At 51.5% G+C, this 18,653-nt stretch carries 19 protein-coding genes; 14 read left to right on the top strand and 5 right to left on the bottom strand.

The window, feature by feature from the left end:
- Positions 1-42 precede the first annotated feature (42 nt).
- On the bottom strand, positions 43-2,589 hold the full coding sequence (locus L1S32_RS00750; RefSeq protein ID WP_278155477.1) for a CDC48 family AAA ATPase: 2,547 nt from the start codon (positions 2,587-2,589) through the stop codon (positions 43-45).
- 53 nt (positions 2,590-2,642) lie between these two features.
- Between L1S32_RS00750 and larC the strand changes: the two genes are divergently transcribed.
- Both larC and radB read left to right on the top strand, forming a co-directional pair.
- Positions 2,643-3,848, top strand: a complete 1,206-nt coding sequence (larC, locus tag L1S32_RS00745; protein ID WP_278155476.1) for a nickel pincer cofactor biosynthesis protein LarC — start codon at positions 2,643-2,645, stop codon at positions 3,846-3,848.
- Entirely contained in the window at positions 3,848-4,522 is a 675-nt protein-coding gene (gene radB / locus L1S32_RS00740) for a DNA repair and recombination protein RadB (protein WP_278155475.1), read from the top strand. The genes larC and radB overlap by 1 nt, the downstream gene beginning before the upstream one ends.
- Here radB and dapF read toward each other — a convergent pair.
- The 3 genes from dapF to L1S32_RS00725 form a co-directional block, all read right to left on the bottom strand.
- On the bottom strand, positions 4,509-5,330 hold the full coding sequence (gene dapF, locus L1S32_RS00735; protein ID WP_278155474.1) for a diaminopimelate epimerase: 822 nt from the start codon (positions 5,328-5,330) through the stop codon (positions 4,509-4,511). The two genes, radB and dapF, sit on opposite strands and share 14 nt — an antisense overlap.
- A gap of 146 nt (positions 5,331-5,476) precedes the next feature.
- On the bottom strand, positions 5,477-6,676 hold the full coding sequence (locus tag L1S32_RS00730) for a RuBisCO large subunit C-terminal-like domain-containing protein (RefSeq protein WP_278155473.1): 1,200 nt from the start codon (positions 6,674-6,676) through the stop codon (positions 5,477-5,479).
- Between the two features lie 5 nt (positions 6,677-6,681).
- The gene (locus L1S32_RS00725) at positions 6,682-7,641 is read right to left on the bottom strand and encodes a ribose 1,5-bisphosphate isomerase (RefSeq protein WP_278157100.1); all 960 of its coding nucleotides are present in this window, start codon (positions 7,639-7,641) and stop codon (positions 6,682-6,684) included.
- A gap of 62 nt (positions 7,642-7,703) precedes the next feature.
- Between L1S32_RS00725 and L1S32_RS00720 the strand changes: the two genes are divergently transcribed.
- From L1S32_RS00720 to L1S32_RS00680, 9 genes are all read left to right on the top strand, one after another.
- Positions 7,704-8,507: an HAD family hydrolase gene (locus tag L1S32_RS00720; protein ID WP_278155472.1), complete on the top strand. Its 804-nt coding sequence runs from the start codon at positions 7,704-7,706 to the stop codon at positions 8,505-8,507.
- An 81-nt stretch (positions 8,508-8,588) separates the two neighbouring features.
- Complete coding sequence (atwA, locus tag L1S32_RS00715) at positions 8,589-10,193, top strand: methyl coenzyme M reductase system, component A2 (protein WP_278155471.1); 1,605 nt, start codon at positions 8,589-8,591, stop codon at positions 10,191-10,193.
- A 15-nt stretch (positions 10,194-10,208) separates the two neighbouring features.
- Positions 10,209-11,765: a methanogenesis marker 3 protein gene (locus tag L1S32_RS00710; protein WP_278155470.1), complete on the top strand. Its 1,557-nt coding sequence runs from the start codon at positions 10,209-10,211 to the stop codon at positions 11,763-11,765.
- Positions 11,762-12,226, top strand: a complete 465-nt coding sequence (locus L1S32_RS00705) for a methanogenesis marker 6 protein (protein WP_278155469.1) — start codon at positions 11,762-11,764, stop codon at positions 12,224-12,226. The genes L1S32_RS00710 and L1S32_RS00705 overlap by 4 nt, the downstream gene beginning before the upstream one ends.
- A gap of 4 nt (positions 12,227-12,230) precedes the next feature.
- Entirely contained in the window at positions 12,231-12,686 is a 456-nt protein-coding gene (locus L1S32_RS00700) for a methanogenesis marker 5 protein (RefSeq protein WP_278155468.1), read from the top strand.
- Entirely contained in the window at positions 12,679-13,920 is a 1,242-nt protein-coding gene (locus tag L1S32_RS00695) for a methanogenesis marker 15 protein (RefSeq protein WP_278155467.1), read from the top strand. Before L1S32_RS00700 ends, L1S32_RS00695 begins: the two co-directional genes overlap by 8 nt.
- A gap of 5 nt (positions 13,921-13,925) precedes the next feature.
- Positions 13,926-14,510 carry a methanogenesis marker 17 protein gene (locus L1S32_RS00690; protein ID WP_278155466.1) on the top strand — a complete coding sequence of 195 codons (585 nt, stop codon included), beginning with the start codon at positions 13,926-13,928 and terminating at the stop codon, positions 14,508-14,510.
- Positions 14,507-15,451, top strand: coding sequence for a methanogenesis marker 7 protein (locus L1S32_RS00685; RefSeq protein ID WP_278155465.1), 945 nt, complete (start codon positions 14,507-14,509; stop codon positions 15,449-15,451). The genes L1S32_RS00690 and L1S32_RS00685 overlap by 4 nt, the downstream gene beginning before the upstream one ends.
- A 49-nt stretch (positions 15,452-15,500) precedes the next feature.
- The gene (locus tag L1S32_RS00680; RefSeq protein WP_278155464.1) at positions 15,501-15,962 is read left to right on the top strand and encodes a carboxymuconolactone decarboxylase family protein; all 462 of its coding nucleotides are present in this window, start codon (positions 15,501-15,503) and stop codon (positions 15,960-15,962) included.
- 5 nt (positions 15,963-15,967) lie between these two features.
- On the opposite strand, the gene L1S32_RS00675 is transcribed toward L1S32_RS00680, so the two are convergent.
- Positions 15,968-16,657, bottom strand: coding sequence for a hypothetical protein (locus tag L1S32_RS00675; RefSeq protein WP_278155463.1), 690 nt, complete (start codon positions 16,655-16,657; stop codon positions 15,968-15,970).
- A 104-nt stretch (positions 16,658-16,761) separates the two neighbouring features.
- Between L1S32_RS00675 and L1S32_RS00670 the strand changes: the two genes are divergently transcribed.
- The 3 genes from L1S32_RS00670 to L1S32_RS00660 all read left to right on the top strand — a co-directional run bounded on the left by L1S32_RS00670 (position 16,762) and on the right by L1S32_RS00660 (position 18,642).
- Positions 16,762-17,277: a flavodoxin domain-containing protein gene (locus L1S32_RS00670; protein ID WP_278155462.1), complete on the top strand. Its 516-nt coding sequence runs from the start codon at positions 16,762-16,764 to the stop codon at positions 17,275-17,277.
- A 123-nt stretch (positions 17,278-17,400) separates the two neighbouring features.
- On the top strand, positions 17,401-17,910 hold the full coding sequence (locus L1S32_RS00665; protein WP_278155461.1) for a flavodoxin domain-containing protein: 510 nt from the start codon (positions 17,401-17,403) through the stop codon (positions 17,908-17,910).
- A 555-nt stretch (positions 17,911-18,465) separates the two neighbouring features.
- The gene (locus L1S32_RS00660) at positions 18,466-18,642 is read left to right on the top strand and encodes a hypothetical protein (protein WP_278155460.1); all 177 of its coding nucleotides are present in this window, start codon (positions 18,466-18,468) and stop codon (positions 18,640-18,642) included.
- The last annotated feature ends 11 nt before the right edge of the window (positions 18,643-18,653 follow it).

Here is an 18,653-nt window from a genome sequence, read left to right as displayed (position 1 = left end):
TTTCAGACTCCGTTTCATCGAATGGTCAGTTATCAGGTTTCATCATTGATATTCAGGCAGATGCACCTGCATCTGCTGGGGAAGCCCACCCTTGAAATACTGCTGGATACGGTCGTACTGTTCACGCACGCGCTCATTCATCATCGGGCGAACCTTCAGAAGTGCCTTCTCAAAGTGCTGCATCCCCACTGCCGCAGCATTATCCCGCATTGCAAACATGGCAGCCTCACGGCAGAGCAGGTCTAAATCAGAACCCACATAATTCTCTGCCTTCCCTGCAATTTCGCGGAGAAGCGCTTCGCGTTCCGGGTCTTCTAGTTTAATGTTGTGCTCTTCTATAAGGCGGGCAACGGCACGTCGCCGTCTTCCGGGTGAAAGGATTTCATCACTGACATTGATCTCGGCAATTTCCGTTGCAAGGATCTCATCTGCAGTCAGCAACACCCTTGTATCGGTCTCCTTTCGGTATGCTTCGACAGCAGTGCTGAAGAGCACCTCAATACCACCTTCATCGTAGGATGCGGTTCCATTTACCAACACCTCCACCGATGAATTCTCGATAGGAATCCCCCGGGAATGGATGGAAAGTATCTGCAGACGCCCCTTTGCATCCGGTTCATGGACTGCGACAAGACGGTCAAATCTGCCGGCACGCATGAGGGCAGGGTCGATGATATCCGGCCTGTTGGTCGCCCCCATCACCACAACCCCTGTCATATCCTCCAGCCCGTCAAATTCTGTCAGAATCTGATTGACGACACTCTCAATCACATGGCTGTCCTGACCGGAGCGTGCAGGTGCAATGGCATCCAGTTCATCAAAAAATATAATCGAAGGAGCCACCTGGCGTGCCCTCCGGAAAATCTCCCGGACCGCACGTTCACTCTCACCGACCCACTTGGAAAGCAGCTGCGGCCCACGAACCGGGATGAAATTTGCTCCGCTTTCATGTGCCACAGCCTTTGCGATGAGCGTCTTTCCTGTGCCGGGCGGCCCATAAAGGAGCACTCCGTTCGGGGGATCAATGCCTAAGTTCAGGAACCGTTCCGGACGGGTCAGTGGATATTCAACCGCTTCACGCACCTCCTCAATCTCGCGTTCCGCACCTCCGATGTCATCCCAGGTCACATGCGGCACTTCAATAAGCACTTCCCGCATTGCGCTGGGATTCACTTCCCGGAGCGCATCAGCAAAGTCACGGGAGGTCACCTCCATCTTCTTCAGGAGCTCTGGAGAAATCTCATCCTTTTCCAGATCAATTTCCGGAAGATACCGCCGGAGTGCACGCATTGCCGCCTCTCTTGCAAGCGACTGCAGATCCGCACCAACAAATCCGTTGCTACGCGAAGAGAGATCCTGAAGCAGACGTGCCCGCTGACTCTCAATCTCTTCAACCGCAAGTTCATACCGTTTCTCTGCCTCTTCACGATATTCATCAGGAATTTCATCAAGAGCCTCCTCCATCAGAATCCTGGTTACTTCTCCTTCAAGGGGCATGCCATGCGTATGAATTTTCAGGATCTCAAGGCGTCCGGTTTCATCGGGAACACCAATCTCAATTTCCCGATCAAACCTTCCCGGCCGCCGAAGTGCCGGGTCAATAGCGTCAAGACGGTTTGTCGCTCCAATAACGAGCACCTGCCCCCGCTCCTCCAGACCGTCCATCATGGTAAGGAGCTGAGCAACCATCCGGCGTTCAACTTCACCCGTCACATCCTCACGACGTGGAGCAATTGAATCCAGTTCGTCGATGAAGATAACAGAAGGTGCATTGGACTCAGCCTCTTCAAAGATCTCCCGGAGACGCTGTTCAGTTTCACCATAATATTTTGAAAGAACTTCAGGACCTGCGATTGAGATGAAATGTGCCCCGCTCTCATTTGCAACAGCCCGTGCAATCAGGGTTTTTCCCGTGCCGGGAGGACCGTACAGGAGCACCCCTTTTGGGGGTTCAATGCCGAGTTTCCGGAACAGTTCCGGGTGGCGCATGGGCAGTTCGATAGTCTCCCGGACATTCTTCAGCTCATTTTTCAGGCCTCCGACATCCTCATAACTGATTTCGCGGAATCCGTCAAAACCGGATGCCGGTTTCTCTGAGAATTCGATAATAGTATCCTTGGTAATGATGACGGCATCCTCCGGTTCAACCGTCACGAGCCTGAAGGGGATAAGCTGCTGCTGCATAAACGGAAGACCGGCAAGCACCGGGACAGTATCCCCTTTTGCAACAGGATAGCCAAGCAGTCGCAGCATCGCCTGGTTGAAATTAATGGGGGGCTGATTAGAGAGATCTTCGGGTGGTGCGAGAATGACGCGGGAAGCGTCGGTCTCTGTCTCCACCTTCTCCACCTCAATTTTGTCCCCGCTGCTTACACCGGCATTCGAACGGGTGAAGTTATCTATCTTTACTTTCCCCTGGTCCCAGTCATCAGCAAGCATCCTCCATACTTTTGCCACTGTCCTGCGTGACCCGGTAAGCCAGACAAGATCCCCCGGGACAAGTCTGAGGGCGTTCATCGTTGCAGGGTCCAGTCGGCATCGCCCAAGACCCCGGTCCTCAGGATATGCACTCTCAACATTCAGTAACATGGCCAATGGTCACCTACCTTCATATACCCTCTCGGGGTATAAGTACTGTATCTATGAGAGTGCTCTGTTTTGACCCATTTTCCGGCGCAGCAGGCGATATGGTGACAAGTGCGCTGCTTGAATGCGGCGCTGACAGGGATGCAGTCACCCGTGCAATGGCATCGGTCGTCGCTCCTCCCACCTATATCGTGGTGGAAAGATGCGGCATCCGGGCACTTCAGATCGAGACACATGCGGGGCCTGCATCACGGACATTCCATGAGGTATGTGACATTGTTTCTGATACCGATGCTCCTGACTCAGTGAAGGAGATGGCTGTCAGGGTATTTACCCGCATCAGGGATGCGGAAGAAGAGATACACGGTGCTCATACCCATTTCCACGAAGTTGGCGCTGACGATGCCATCGCAGATGTTGTTGGTGCATGCACAGCATTTCACTCCCTCTCACCCGATGCGGTCAGGACGACAGCCGTAGCAGTCGGGACGGGAACAATAAAAAGTGCCCATGGCATCTACCCGCTCCCGGCCCCCGCCACCCTTGCCATCCTCAGAAAAGGGCACCTTCTCATCCGGTATACCAATGAAGAACGTGAACTCTGCACTCCAACAGGGGCAGCACTTCTTGCAGAATTCATGGCAGCAGGCACCCATGAAATAACCACCGACACCGTGCATGTCACAGCTGTGGGATATGGAGCAGGTACACGCAATCCTTCACACATGCCAAATGTATTGCGGGCTTCAGTCTGTGAACCCGAACCAGAGAACGAACGAGAAACAAGAGAAGCAGACACTATTGATATCCTTGAGACAAATGTGGATGACACAACAGCAGAAGTCATTGCCTATACCCTCGGGCGGCTGATGGATGCCGGTGCACGGGACGCATCTGCAATACCTCTGATCATGAAGAAAGGACGCCCCGGCACTCTGATTCGGGTTATCTGTTCTCATGCACTGGCAGGGAATCTCATCCGGATACTGTCTGAAGAACTGGGCACACTCGGCGTCCGGTGTATTCCGTCTGTCCACCGGAGTATCATCACACGCACTATGGAGCCGGTTGAAATTGTGGTGGGCTCCGAAACGGTTTCCATACCCGTTAAAACCGGCTGGATTGGAACAGAACCTGTGTCCTGCAAGGCCGAGTTTGAAATAGCACGGCAGGCGGCAGAAGCCGCAAAGGTGCCGTTACGTGATGTTACACGCCGTGCCGAAGAGAAACGCTGGAAAGAACTGAGGGGTGAAGACAGATAATGGTGAAACTAACAAAAAAGAGCACGGGCATCCCCTGCCTTGACAATCTCATCGGCGGCGGGCTTGAGACATGCATCATCATCCAGTTTTACGGTGAACCGGCTGCAGGGAAGAGCACTGCTGCAATGGCATCGGCGATTGCCACCCTGCGTAATGGAGAAGATGTAATCTACATCGATACCGAAGGATTCTCCATTGACCGCTTCTGCCAGCTTGCGGGGGATGATGCAGAGTCCCTTGCCGAACGCCTCATTCTGTTTGAACCCGCAGACTTTACCGGACAGGATCATGCAATCGCAGAATGCGCACGTCTGCTCGCAGACCGAGCTAACATTGGCCTAATTGTCCTTGATTCAGCAACGGCACTGTACCGGACAGAAAACGGCCCCTCAGGAGAGGCACAGAAACGCCTTGCGCGTGAACTTATCATGCTCCTCGGGTATGCACGCCGGTATGATATACCCGTGATCGTCACAAATCAGGTTTTTACCGATATCAACACCGACAGACTCCGGGGCCTTGGCGGCACTAACATGCACCATATCTCGAAGATTATTGTTCGTTTTGAACGAAATGACACAAAACGTCATGCAATACTCGAAAAACACCGCTCCCGTCCCGAAGGGACCAAAATAACATTTGCTATTGAAGAGAAAGGGTTCAGAGAGGAATAATTCCCTCAAAAACCGTTACTGCCGGACCTTCCATCGTAATTGTCTCATTCATCACGATTGTCAGAGGTCCGCCCCGTGTCTGGACATGGACGGTTGCCGGCATCTTTCCGAGATGGTGCGCCACGGCTGCGGCTGCTGTTGAACCGGTGCCACATGAATATGTCTCTTCCTCAACACCACGTTCAAATGTTCGTATCGTGATGCTGTCTTCGCCGTCGCACTGGACGAAGTTTACATTCGCACCTTCGGGAAACACCGGGTTTGAACGGATACCGGGTGCCACTTCATTGACATTGACCGCTTCCACATCATCAACAAAGACAACCGCATGCGGAACACCCGTATTGGCAGCATAGACGGTAAACCCATCATACTCCATCCTGAATTCCCCCTCTCCTGCGGCAGGAATATCGGCTGACATAAATTTTGCAGGACCCATGTCAATCGTGGCGGTAAATTCACCCTCATCACTGTAAGACATGGTGACCGGCATCACCCCGGCCTGTGTTTCAACCGTGCACTCTCCCCCCGTGTATTCAGAATCATATACATATTTGGCGAGGCATCGAATGCCATTTCCACACATCTCAGCTTCACTCGTATCCGGCTGGAAAAGGCGCATCCGTACGTCACAGGAATCAGAGGGGGATACAAAAAGAACTCCATCCGCACCGATGCCAAAGCGCCTGTCGCAGTATAAACGGGCAAATTCTCCCTTCATTTCATCGGGGATTACCGGCCCGTCCATCTCATCGATAAGCACAAAATCATTACCATTACCCTCTAATTTGACAAACGGAATTTCCATGATATCTCTCCTGACATTCTCATCTTATCGCAGCGCCGCAATACCTGATGCAGGGGAAGCTACAGCACGGGCACATTGAAAAGCATATCCCATCCTGTATGTCGTCGGGGATAAAATTCCCATCGATCAATAATCCTGAAAAAAGGTTATGATGTGCCCCAGAGATTCAGGGCACGCTCAAGTTCAACGTGATCGGTTGCATATTCAGCTGCTGATACCCCTTCAAGGAACGCGTCCACCGCCTGACGCATCGCACGGGCACCTGCTGCAGTGCCGTCCGGATGGCCGTGGATGCCACCCCCTGCCTGCAGTACGATCTCCGTTCCGAGCGTTTCGAGCTCTGCATGCACTTTTCCGGGGTGAAGGCCGCCACTCGAAACAGGGAATACCGGCCGGAACCCATACCACGGATCAGTCAGTGCATGATTATCCTGAATCAGCTCTTCGGCATTTCCACCCATCTTTCCGCTCACCGTTCCGGTGTGCAGCTGATCTCCACCCGTCATCCGTACGAGGCGCGCAAGAGGACGCATCGCAATGCCGTGCTCGGGGTTTCGGGTCATTGCGGCGTGCATGGTCCGGTGCACATGGATGGGAACAGAAATACCCGGTTCCTCAGCAAGTGCCTGCAGTGCCGAATATCCGCAGGTGATAACATCAACCATAAGCGTGTTTGCACCCCGTTCAAGTGCCTCCTCGGCCCGTTCAACAATCCTGTCTGCACGGTCGGACACATTGACGGCATACAGAACCTGCCGTCCCGTTTCATCCTTTGCCTCATCAAGACGTGCCATCACTGCCTCAACCCGCTCCGTCATCGGACAGAATGCCTGGTTGGTAAGCGTTTCATCGTCCTTGATGAAATCCACGCCACCCGATGCTGCTTCGTACGCCACAAGAGCAGTATCAGCAGGAGTAAGACCCACCTTTGGTTTAATGATGGTTCCCACATGGGGCCGGTTGCGTGTTCCCAGAAGGTGCCTTACACCCTCAATACCAAAGTTCGGACCGTTGAACCGGACAAGAGACTCCGGAAACTCGACATCAGTCAGTCGTACAGCCTCAAGCCTACCCAGCCCAAAGAGATTGCCTGCCACAACAGAGAGATACTGGGGCACATTGCCGGGTTCAAATATCTCTGCAGGAAACCGGATAGCAGTAAGATATCCTCTGCCGGATTCCTCCACGCTCTCCACGATGCCGTCAAGACGCCTCACATAATCCTGTCGGGTTGTAAGGGAGGTCCAGGTACCGGTTGTTTCTTCCTCCGCAATTGCCTGTGCGGCCTCCTGCGGTGTCGTCCTTCCATCAGGACGGAAATAATAATGCGCAATGACGTCTTCCATCTCTCTCATTCTCCATAATGGTGACTGTATGCATAGTCTTTTTGGAATTCACTGATATCCCACCCCAGGTGATCACGGATGACAACCGGGGCATACGAAGGGGCAAATGCACCAATCTCTGTTACAATGAGATCCACATAAGCAGGCGGTGTTACGTCAAATGCCGGGTTTTTCACCGTGACATGGGCAGGAAGCTTCCTTTCACTTCCGGTCACTTCCTCTGCCGGACGCCATTCAATCGGTATTCGTTCACCAAGAATCGTGCGTGGTGCAAATTTATAGGTCTCAGCAGCAACGATAAACGATTTTCGGGCTTCATGTGCACAGAGTGCAATCTGTGACGTCCCTATTTTGTTCACAACCGCCCCGTTTGCAGTGACTGCATCAGTTCCTGTGATAACCAGATCAACCTTCGGCATAAACATCCGGGCTGCAGAGTCAACAATAAAGTTGACCGGAATACCAGCATCGGAGAGCATCTGAATCGTAATATATCCCTGATTGCGCGGACGCACTTCCGTTGCATATACCTCTCGCACCTTGCCCTGTTGATGGGCACGGACAATACAGGCAATGGCCGCTTCAGAGTTGCAGTGCGTCATAATAACAGCGTCATCAGGAATCTGCCGTGCAGCTATTTCTGCAATCTTTTCAACAGCTGCATAAGACTCACGGATAAATTCTGCAGCGCGGTCATTTAATGCACGCTGTGCATCTTCAAGCGTTGCGGCCCTCCGGACGCCCTGCATCACATACCGGACAGCATTCGGCAGAGAAACAGCCGTCGGACGCGTTCCGCAGAGAATTTCTGCTGCTTTTTCCATTTCACCGGTGAATGCTGCAAGGGTTTTACAGTCAAGTGATGCCCCGTACTCCTGAAGGGCGGCGGCAGCCGTACGGGCAATTCGCCCGGCTCCCCGTACCCGCATTGAGGAGATGTCATCAGCAGTCTTTGTGAGAACCATCGTATTCATTTACTTCAATTACACCAATCAGTATTAATGCGACTGTTTGCGGGTGAACTGAGATGACAACAGCAGTTGTCTTTGACAGTGCAGGCACCCTTCTGCATACATACCGGGTGCTGAAAGATGTCACGAACGGCACTGTCCATAAGAATGTAGAGACTATTACACTTACCGCCTCCTGCAAAGAACGCGCACTGATTCTGCTCTATCTCCATTCACGCGAGATTATCAATGAGGATCCCACACGCCTGCTCTCCGGGTACCTGAGTGAGAACAGCATCGATTTTGGCATCTCCTGCACCTGCAAGGCGGTCACTGCCGATTATATCCGCGATCTCCTGTACAATGACACCCATGCAACAATAGGCGACCTGCAGGGGTGCATACGGACTGTCTGGGCTGCATGCAAAAAAGAGGCCGTGGTTGCACTCAACTCGGGAGTGATGCTAAATGGCAATCTGGGAGGCATTGAATATGTAATTACGGCAGGTGGACGACCGTTTTCACGTGCGCGTGAGACAATCCATGACCTGCAGGCACGGGGTATTGCCACATACATCGCTTCCGGCGACCGGACAAAAAAGCTGATGAAGATGGCCGACTACCTCGGCGTGCCGCAGGACAATACGCATGGTGTTGCCACCCCCGCGATTAAAGAACAGGTGGTTGAAGACCTAAAACGGCAGTATGACACCGTAGTGATGGTAGGAGACGGAATTAATGATTTACGGGCCATGAAAAAGGCGGATTATGCAATTCTTTCACTCCAGCAGAACAGAAAAAAACCTGAACCCCTGATGAAAGCTGCAGACTTCACCATCACATCCGTGTATGAAGTTGTGCATATTATTGACAATCTCTAATAATTAATTACACCTATGCGCAAAATTATGATAGAATAATAACTTTTAAACCACCGCAAAATGATACTGTGAACGGAAATTATGGTGCCTCTACTAACAGTTGAAGACCTGTCCATGAAGTTTGATGGGAATACCGTCCTCAACAATATCAATTTTCAATTAGCAGAGGGTGAGATCCTCGGCATCATCGGACGAAGCGGTGCCGGGAAGACGGTGCTGATGCATCTCATCCGTGGTGTGGATACGCCTCCAACAACGGGCAAAATTATCTACCATATATCGACCTGCAGCAAGTGCGGATATGTTGACCTTAGAAGCAAAGAGGGCAGCACATGCGCAAAATGCGGCGGAGAGATGGTCGCTGAGGACATCGATTTATGGGCAGATGAAAACAAACAGAAGAAACGCAGCATTATGGTCCGGACTGCCATCATGTTCCAGCGGACATTTGCGCTGTACGGTGATGACCGCGTTATCGAGAATGTTCTTCATGCACTCTCAGATATCGGATATCCGGGTGAAAAGGCAGTCAACCGTGCTGCAGATCTTCTGGATGAGGTGCGACTGTCCCACCGGATGATGCATATCGCACGTGATCTCTCCGGTGGAGAGAAACAGCGTGTTGTGCTTGCCCGCCAGCTTGCCAAGGATCCATTCCTCCTCTGTGCTGATGAACCGACAGGAACGCTTGACCCCCGTATTGCATCCATTGTCCATAAGATGCTGCACAATTCAGCAGTCAATAACAATATGGCAATGGTCGTATCCTCACACTTTCCGGAGGTAATTGTCGATACATGTAATCGTGCACTGCTGCTGGAAGAAGGCGAGATAAAAGCCATTGGTGAGCCTGCCCGGATCATCAGCACCTTTATGGAAAATGCTCATGAGGACAGTGGTTACAGAGCGACTCAACTTGGAGAACAGATACTCCGGGCACGCGATGTTTCCAAACGGTATCTCTCAGTTGACAGAGGTATGATCAAGGCCGTTGACGGAGTCTCATTTACGGTCGCAGAACGGGAAATCTTCGGTATTATCGGAACATCCGGTGCAGGGAAAACAACCCTTTCCAAGATGATTGCAGGCATTATCGAACCGACAGACGGGGAAATGAATATCCGCATCGGTGATGAATGCATCGACATGACCAAGCCCGGTATCGAAAAGCGTGGCCGGGCGAAAAAATACATCGGCCTTCTCCACCAGGAATATGATCTCTATCCTCACCGGAGCGTTCTGGACAACCTGACCGATTCCATCGGTCTTGAATTCCCCAAGGAACTGGCAATGCGCAAGGCAATCATCACGCTGAAGATGGCCGGATTTACGGAAGATAAGGCAAAAGGGATTCTCAACCGTCGTCCGGGACAGCTTTCCGAAGGTGAAAAGCACCGTGTTGCCCTTGCTCAGGTTCTTATCAAGGAGCCAAGAATCGTCATTCTCGATGAACCGACCGGAACCATGGACCCAATCACCAAGATCGATGTAAAACACTCAATTGTGACGGCCCGTGAAGAAACAGATGAAACATTTATTGTAGTCTCCCACGACATGGAATTTGTACGCGATATCTGTGACAGGTGCATTCTCATGCGAGGCGGAAAGATCGTCAAGATCGGACCGACTGCTGAGGTGCTCCAGGAACTCTCAGATAAAGAGCGGCAAATTATGACAACCGTCTAAGTGGAGTACTATACAATGACAGAGATCCGCCTCGATGGCGAGAGGCTGGAGGTACCGGAAGGAACACTGCTCGGGGATCTCATCCCCGGGCATCCCACTGAGTGTAGTGTTGCGGTGATCCGCCCGGCGGACACCACATCTGCAGCCACACGCAATATTCGTGTTACAACGACCGCAGGAGAGATAGTCATCGAAATGAACGATGACATACCATCTATTTTACAGAAAATCATCTCTGCGGGTGCCCCTGATACCGGAACACATCCAGAGATAATGATACTAAAATGGGCTGACCGGCAGGCAGCATCATTTGGCCCGTTTCCTACGAATTATATACCGGAACGGTCCCCCCACCGCTATGACCGTGGGGATGTGATCCTCGGATGTGGGGGATATGACCCCGGACAATCATACCTGCTCTTTTCAAAGGCACCCCACATCGCTGACCACGGCGCCGCAGGCGGAGGGGGCATCATTGGCAGAATTGTCTCAGGAATGTCGGTGCTGGAGGAATGGAAACCAAAAGATGCGATTACGTCAATGGAACGAATCGTCCAGAGTGCAGACACATCAAATGCCTTCACAACAACAGCCCGGGATGTTGTCCTTGAAGATGGCATGAGTATTATCACCTGCGTCCGTGCACGTGCTGCAGGATACCGGAACGGGGAAATCGACACCACACGGGCACAGAGTGTGGAACACCTGCTCCTGACATACAGAACCGGCCGATACCATGTTTCACTGGATGCAAGCACCCACGTCCGTGATGATCGTATGCGTGAGAGTGAGGTATTCTACGAAGGGGAGCCGCACTCCCGGTTTGAAGGTACGATAACAACGCGGGTCAGCGGAAGAAACCGGGGTTCAGTATTCATCTATACGGATGACATAGCCGGAAGCCCGAATCATACGGCCGTCGGCAGTGTGGAGCACGGCATCGAACTGGCACATATCGCGGGCCACGGCGAGACCTTTCTCTTTACCGTGGAACCGGGACAGTTTGACATCCGTGGCATGGCCCTCTCGGATGCGAAAGCGGTTGCAGAAAACCGGGGCATCACCCTGAATACCGATGATGAAACCGGTGAACGGATTGTCATTTCACAGGCACCGGAAACCACTCTGGAAGTTCTTGCAGGAAATGAGGTCTCTGTTACCACAATTCCGGCCACTCAGGTCATCTCGGTTGAACTCTTTGACGACAAAGCACCACTGAGCTGCTACATATTCCGTTCGGTAACCGGCCTCAGGTGGCATGAAATCGGTGAAATGCCACTGATCATGCATTTTGAGGACGTATCACTTTTCCAGCCGCGAATTAAAAAAGGTACGAATATCAATAAAGAAAATACACCGGAAGGAAGCGTGCCTGCAAATATGCTTGCCATCACCAACGACTCCCGAAAGAGCGCGGGTCTCATCGGCTGCAGAACAACGGAAAACAGTGAATTCGGCCCCACATCAGAACCCTTTGAAGGGACAAATATCATCGGGCGTGTCTGTGAACCGGAGAAACTGCCCGCCCTGAAGGAAGGAAGCATCGTCTATATCAGAGAGGTGACACGATGAGCACAAAGGAATATATTCCCACATATGTGGGCACAATTACCAAGTACGTCTTCATTGATTCACCTGACGTCACACCACAAACACTTGCCATACGTGCATATGAAATCTCAGACGGGCTGATGATCAAAGAGACCTGTTTCGGACTGCAGGTGACAGGTGATCCTGAAAAAGTGAAGAAACTTATCACTGAGCTGCGTACGGTTGATCCGGCCCATATCTTTGTCAAAGACCGTGGGTTTCCTCCCGGTGATCCACGCCGGTGCCGTGCAAACCTGGGCGGCGCACGGCCGGGATATTACGGCCATGAATTTGAGAACGGACTCTTACGGTTCATCTCACATGGCCTTGAGGAACTGGAGAAGAACACACCACCGGTGAAGCGATTAGGGAAGAAGAAACTGGATGAAGGAAAGGTACCCCTGAACAGATTAGTTGAGATCATCAAAAACGAGGAGGCATAACAGAATGGCAAAAGTGTTTATTTTCCCTGCAACGAGCCTTGTGCTCTCAGATATGGTTGAGAGATGGGGCCATGAGGCACTGGGGGCAGCGACCGGAATCCGGGAACGAATCCAGACTGCAAGCCTGGACTCACCTCCCCTGCAGATGACACCGGAAGACCCGAAGAAGGGCCTGAAATACGCCGCGGTTGAGGTGCCCTGCGGCGTCAGGGGGAGAATGTCCCTCTACGGGCCGATGATTGAAGAGGCTGATGCTGCGATAATCATCAATGATGCAGACCTCTCATTCGGGTGCATGGGATGCGCCCGCACAAATGAACTGGTGATGTTCATGGTGCGCCAGCGAAAAGGGATGCCTGTACTCGACATCAAATATCCGCAAACGGATGATGAAGGAGTCGCATTTGTAACCCAGATCAAAGAGTTCCTCACAGGACTTGAAGGTGAGAGCGATGAGTGAGCAGCCGGTCCGTGTTGCACAGCTCTCCTGCGGGCCCGAACACAGCGGCGTCCAAAAAGAGATCTATGATGCTGCTGCGGCAGTCAATGCCGAGATGTTCTTCCCGGATGTGACACTCGCCGACATCCGCCGGTCCTATGATGCATTCGGTCTTGAAGCCCGCTCCGGGGATTTGAAACTCGCCATCGCCCGTGCGATGGCCCTGGTTGAGGGAAAAGTAGAGGCTGATGCAGTCTTTATTGCCACCTGTTTCCGCTGTGCGGAGGCAGCTATCGTCCGGAATGAACTGCGGCGCTATATCCATGAACACTCTGATCTCCCGGTTGTGAGTTATTCCTTTACCGAACGGACTACCTCAGGGACACTCCTCACCCGGATGGAGGCACTCACCACCATCGCACGAAGGAGAGCACTTCTCGCCCGCGAGGTGCAGACAGGAACAACGATGGGCATCGATTCGGGGTCGGCAACAACAAAAGCAGTCATTATGCAGGATAATAAGATCATCGGCACCGGCTGGATGCCCACCACAGAAGTGATGGATAGTGCCAATGGGGTCATTGAAGCCGCCCTGAAGGAGGCCGGCCTTGAAATGGCGGATATTGAAGCTCTTGGCACCACCGGATACGGCAGGTATCTCATCGGGAAAAAACTGGGAGCCGACCTCATTCAGGAAGAGCTGACGGTCAATTCGAAAGGTGCGGTATATCTGGCTGACCGGCAGCGCGGTGAGGCAACGGTGATCGACATCGGTGGAATGGACAACAAGGCGATTTCCGTCCAGGACGGCATCCCCGGCACGTTCACCATGGGCGGCATCTGTGCCGGTGCGTCCGGACGGTTCCTGGAGATGACGGCCAAACGAATCGGCGTCGACATCACTGATCTGGGCCAGATTGCAATGAAAGGGATCTCAAAGACCGTGCCCATGAACAGTTACTGTATCGTCTTTGGCACCCAGAGTCTTGTGAATGCACTGGCTGAAGGCAATTCGAAAGAAGATGTGGCCGCAGCAGCATGCCGGAGTGTGGCAGAACAGGTCTTTGAGCAGCAGCTTCAGGAAGTCGATATTAAAGAGCCGGTCATCATGGTCGGCGGCACATCACTCATTGAGGGGCTGGTTCATGAGATGGGAGAGCTGCTTCAGACCAACATCCTTGTCCCGCACCATTCACAGTATATCGGGGCTGTCGGGTCGGCCCTCCTTGCATCCGGGTTTATTGAGGAGAAGTGACTGCCATGAAAGGTCTTGAGTATTTTGAGGTGGAGTGTGTCGAGCAGGCAGGTGCAGAGACATACAGCCAGATTGCGGACAATATTCTCTCAGATCTCAACCTGAATCAGTCCATCGGAAGGCTTCACATCTATATTGATCCGGAGATACCGCTGTTCCTTGCAGTCGGGGTCATAAAGCAGATGCCGGGGCTGGTGCATATTCGTGATTTTGCAAGCGCCCTTGGAACGGAGACCGGGGTGGTGCTGGATATCGGTACTGAGACGTACCTTTCACCGATGCTTTCCATCCTCTGGGACCGGTACGGAAGGGACCTCATCACTCAGCCGGACCGGTTTACCGTTAATATTCTTGTGCCGGGTCTGAACCCACGGGAGATTGAGGACATGGTGGTTGTGGACCCCAGTGAAGGAATGTTCCATGATATCATCTATGCATTGCAGTGGATTGCGCCGGAAGGGTTCAAAGTCAGGCGCCAGTCGATAGGTGAAGGAATCTTCAGTTATGTGGCAAGTGAAAACACGCTGGATCAAGAGGAGATTGAGGCACTTCTGAAAGAGAAATTTGCCCGTATCGGAGTAAATGCATGACCGTCCTTGTCCCTATTACATACAAAGGAGGAGTATACCGCCATGACATCGTTATTGACCTGATCGACGATCTCGGGGGATATATTGTCCAGAAACATATGATTGCCCAGGAAGTTGTCCTTCAGTCCCTTGTGCCAAAGGATGACATCGAACTGATACGAACAATAAGTCGTCCTCTGGCTGGGATCGTAATTGAGGCCCCCCTTGTCGGTACCGAGATTGCCGTCGTCAGCCCCAGCCTTGAGATACACCACTTGCCCCACACCTCATGTGACGTGGCAGAGTATCTCAGAAGCGCCGGGGCGAAGACCAATATGATCGGGCTTGCACGCGGCTTTGGCAAACGCATTGCAAACCTCAATATTGAAGAGCGGGACATTATCAATGAGCACGACTGTGCGGTATTTATGCTCGGGAACTTTGAATCCTGCATTGAGTACAAGATGCCTGCTCTGCGCAGGGGTATTACGGTGCCCATCATTCTTACCGGAAGGCCGTCTACAGAGGCCCTGCAGCGGATCATCGACCCTCCAGTTGATGGATATGTCGGAGGTATCGGGAGAATCGGCCACCGGATGAAACGGCAGGAAGGGGAAATCGACCGTCTTGATGCACTGGTTGACGAGGTATCCACGGTTCTTTCCCGGAAGCGGGAAGAGGTGGCAAAAGATCCGCTGTCGGTAAATCCTGCACGTCTGATGACCGTGCTGGATGATGCAATGGAAATTACCGAGCGGTCTACCCATCCGACACCAATAACCGTTCAGATACGCGCACTGCGTGTTAAACTGCCGTATGACACGTATGCAGACGCAATTGCAGCAATAGAGATTGAAAACGGCGTCAGGATTGGCGACATTACCCGCATTCTTCCATCCCGTATGCGGGATTATATCCTGATTCACATCAGACCGTTCTCAGAGACGAAAATTATCGTCTAAAATACGTAATTATATCCCTTTTTTCTGACAAACTTCTGTTGATACATTAATGGCACATACCGTGGATTTTGAAGAGACACTTCAGGAAATTCTGAAACGCGGACCAAAGACAGCATCAACAGACTGGCTGGAGGGAATAAAAGAGGAATTTGGTAATGTTCCCCTTATTTATCAGAAGATGGCCAAAAAACCCGAAGTTCTTCTTTCGCACCTGATGTATAAGGATGCAATTTTCGAGACATCATCTATCGATCCAAAGATGATTGAACTGATTAGTATCGCTGTCGGAGCAGCACTGAACTGCAACCACTGTGTTGAATACCACATGCATTCTGCACTGAAAAAAGGTGCGACAAAGGATGAAATCCTTGAAGTGGTTCTTATTGCAGGGTCACTTGCGCAGGCAGCCGTTCTCGCAGATGCATACCGTATCATTGATGTCGGAACAACAAACGGGTGCGGCGCTTCCTGCGAAGTGAATGGTGTCAAACTCAAAAAGAACGGCGACTAGATATCTCACTTGTATCTTCTGTTTTTCTTTCGCCATACGCAGATCAGGAAGAACACACCAATACCTCCGGCACGCAACTCCGGATATAAAAAAGACCCGGCAGTCGTGGGCAGAGGCATTGTGTCCTCAGATACTGTTTGCGCCTCTTCAGATCCATCACGGACATCGGGAAACGCCCCATCTCCAACAGATATGCCGCCGGGAACGGCAGCATGTGCTTCTGCAGTCATTTCATCCACTTTTTCTGCACCGTCACTGGCAGTGGTTGCTGAAATATCTGCTGTCAGGACCGGATATGTCAGCCGGACACTTTTCGTTGCATATGATGTGCGGCCACGGTCATACCGGTCCAGGGGCTGAGGGAGTGCCCAGACCAGATATGTGCCGGGGTCCAGTGTCCCACCTGTCCTGCCGGTATCCCATTCATAATCCCACACACCACTTCTGACAGAAGCACGGGTGAAAGAAGCGGCATTCCCGGAGACAACCGGCGTTGTAATGCTGTCCAGCCTGACACCGCCAGGTGCAAGATTAGGACCGGTCAGGAAGAGATACATCTCATCATACCCATCTCCCATGCCGGAGAGGTGAACAGTCTCCCCAATCACTGCAGATGATACAGGAGAGACCAGTATCAAAGACCAGCAGAATAGACAGATGCACAGAGCAATCGAGATGCAGCCATTATTTCTCATTGCATTTCCTCACTATTATCTTCCTTACGGCGTACCATATGTAAGATGTATCGCCGGTTTCTTTCAATAAGGATTAATGCACGGGAATCCATACATGGGATTATATGACAGGCCCACGCGTACTCATTGCATATGCCACAAAATACGGAACAACAAAAGAGATAGCGGAAGAAATTCAGGACGTTCTGGGAGAAAAAGGCATAGAGAGTGATCTCATCAGTGTGCTGGAGACAGGCAGGATTGATGCCTATGACGCAGTAATTCTCGGAAGCCCGGTGTATATGGGTAAAATGCTTGTTGAGGCACGGGAATTCTGCAAGCAGTACCGGCCATATCTCATGGATAAATGGCTGGCTATATTTGTTGACGGAATCTCATGCTGCCCTCCCGGGAGCACAGATATTTCACCTTTGATTGCTGCAATCGATGAAATGTATGAATACGTGAGACCGGCAATGAAAACAGGATTTGCCGGTGCTTTCAGTCCAACCGATCTTTCAGAGGCAGATGCACAGATTGCCGGCATGGTACGTCCTCCGGTCGGAGACTTCAGGGATCATGAAGCGATCCGGGTCTGGGCACAGGAAGTTGCATCGGCCATCCTTGAGCTTAACCCCTAAATGCGACGACAGCACATAAAAGGCGAGGTTTCTTAAAGAGAAACGATATACATTTCATATCTTCAGACGCCTTTCCTTTAACCTACAAGAGAACAGTTGACAGACACCGGAAGAGAAAATACCATGAACAATCGGATACTTGTCATATACGCCACCAAATACGGCGCAACAGAAGGAATTGCCACTGCAATCGCAGAAGGTCTTCAAAAACAGGGTCGTGACACAGATGTAAAAAACGTAAAAGACGTTTTTGACATTACCGGCTATAGTGCGGTAATAATCGGGAGCCCGATTTACTATGGCAAAGTACTTCCGGAACTCGTGTCATTTGTCAGCCTTCACAAGAATATGCTGCATGAAATACCCGTGATTGGCTTTCTCTCAGGATACTCGCTCCTTGACATTTCGCCGGAAAAAAAGCAGGCCGCATCTGCTGCGTTCGATCAGGTGCGGGAACATATTGAACTCAGGGATATCGGATATTTTGCGGGTAAGATATCAGAAGAACAGCTTTCATTCAAAGACAAGGCGGTAATGAAGATCACCGGTGCAAAACCAGGAGATTACCGCAACAGGGAAACGGCCATTATCTGGGCACAGGGCCTTATTGATCTCTGCCTTCTCCAGCTCTGACCCATTTCCGGACAACTCCCTTTTCTCCCTCCTCAGTATCACTATAGAGATTATTGGAATAGATATATGCATCCATCAGAATAATTATATTCTTCCCCGGGGACCATAATGTATTGCGGGAGGTGGGAGCCGAATTAAAGCAGACAGATCCGATATACATCAGGAATGCAATCAAACAAGCATATCAGAACGGCAACAGGTCACGGCACAACACTTCGATCATAAGCGCGGCACCTTGAACCACCATCTTTGCATACCAATAAACTAACAGACCTGTTGCACACACATTTTCCAATAAAGCACAATCAGAATAATTCTTTTATTTCCTCATAACCCACCCTGCAGATATGCAGGATTTATGAGGAGAATCACCCCATTTTCTATGGAACGAGTCGTCCTGCACCATTCTTCCAGCTTCCGGTTTCCCGCATATTCACAGATACGCCACCAACCCATCTGCCAAAGAGAGTCAGGCACCTCCGATTCGGCATATCGGGCACACAGGGGTCTAAGAGCAGAGATTCCGAAATTCCCTGACTAAAATCTCCCGGAAATATGAGGAAAAGGAAGGATGCAGCAATGCGTGCCGATGCTGCTGAATTCAGCCGCCTGAGCCATCCCATGGATGTCGGGTGTACTCCCCGGAAAGACTCCCACAGAGACGATATCATACAGCCACCAGGCAGTTCTCTCAACCGGATGAGATCCCGGGGAGGATTTCCCGGCGGGTGACAGGAACCGGA

The sequence above is a fragment of the Methanogenium sp. S4BF genome (assembly GCF_029633965.1).
Classification (GTDB): domain Archaea; phylum Halobacteriota; class Methanomicrobia; order Methanomicrobiales; family Methanomicrobiaceae; genus Methanogenium.
Note: the sequence above shows the minus strand (reverse complement) of the source record. Positions and strands in the feature narration are given on the sequence as shown.

Coding starts and splice junctions, on each gene's coding strand:
- L1S32_RS00750 (WP_278155477.1), bottom strand. CDS start 2,589: ATGTTACTGAATGTTGAGAGTGCATATCCTGAGGACCGGGGTCTTGGG.
- larC (WP_278155476.1), top strand. CDS start 2,643: ATGAGAGTGCTCTGTTTTGACCCATTTTCCGGCGCAGCAGGCGATATG.
- radB (WP_278155475.1), top strand. CDS start 3,848: ATGGTGAAACTAACAAAAAAGAGCACGGGCATCCCCTGCCTTGACAAT.
- dapF (WP_278155474.1), bottom strand. CDS start 5,330: ATGGAAATTCCGTTTGTCAAATTAGAGGGTAATGGTAATGATTTTGTG.
- L1S32_RS00730 (WP_278155473.1), bottom strand. CDS start 6,676: ATGGAAGACGTCATTGCGCATTATTATTTCCGTCCTGATGGAAGGACG.
- L1S32_RS00725 (WP_278157100.1), bottom strand. CDS start 7,641: ATGGTTCTCACAAAGACTGCTGATGACATCTCCTCAATGCGGGTACGG.
- L1S32_RS00720 (WP_278155472.1), top strand. CDS start 7,704: ATGACAACAGCAGTTGTCTTTGACAGTGCAGGCACCCTTCTGCATACA.
- atwA (WP_278155471.1), top strand. CDS start 8,589: ATGGTGCCTCTACTAACAGTTGAAGACCTGTCCATGAAGTTTGATGGG.
- L1S32_RS00710 (WP_278155470.1), top strand. CDS start 10,209: ATGACAGAGATCCGCCTCGATGGCGAGAGGCTGGAGGTACCGGAAGGA.
- L1S32_RS00705 (WP_278155469.1), top strand. CDS start 11,762: ATGAGCACAAAGGAATATATTCCCACATATGTGGGCACAATTACCAAG.
- L1S32_RS00700 (WP_278155468.1), top strand. CDS start 12,231: ATGGCAAAAGTGTTTATTTTCCCTGCAACGAGCCTTGTGCTCTCAGAT.
- L1S32_RS00695 (WP_278155467.1), top strand. CDS start 12,679: ATGAGTGAGCAGCCGGTCCGTGTTGCACAGCTCTCCTGCGGGCCCGAA.
- L1S32_RS00690 (WP_278155466.1), top strand. CDS start 13,926: ATGAAAGGTCTTGAGTATTTTGAGGTGGAGTGTGTCGAGCAGGCAGGT.
- L1S32_RS00685 (WP_278155465.1), top strand. CDS start 14,507: ATGACCGTCCTTGTCCCTATTACATACAAAGGAGGAGTATACCGCCAT.
- L1S32_RS00680 (WP_278155464.1), top strand. CDS start 15,501: ATGGCACATACCGTGGATTTTGAAGAGACACTTCAGGAAATTCTGAAA.
- L1S32_RS00675 (WP_278155463.1), bottom strand. CDS start 16,657: ATGAGAAATAATGGCTGCATCTCGATTGCTCTGTGCATCTGTCTATTC.
- L1S32_RS00670 (WP_278155462.1), top strand. CDS start 16,762: ATGACAGGCCCACGCGTACTCATTGCATATGCCACAAAATACGGAACA.
- L1S32_RS00665 (WP_278155461.1), top strand. CDS start 17,401: ATGAACAATCGGATACTTGTCATATACGCCACCAAATACGGCGCAACA.
- L1S32_RS00660 (WP_278155460.1), top strand. CDS start 18,466: ATGAGGAAAAGGAAGGATGCAGCAATGCGTGCCGATGCTGCTGAATTC.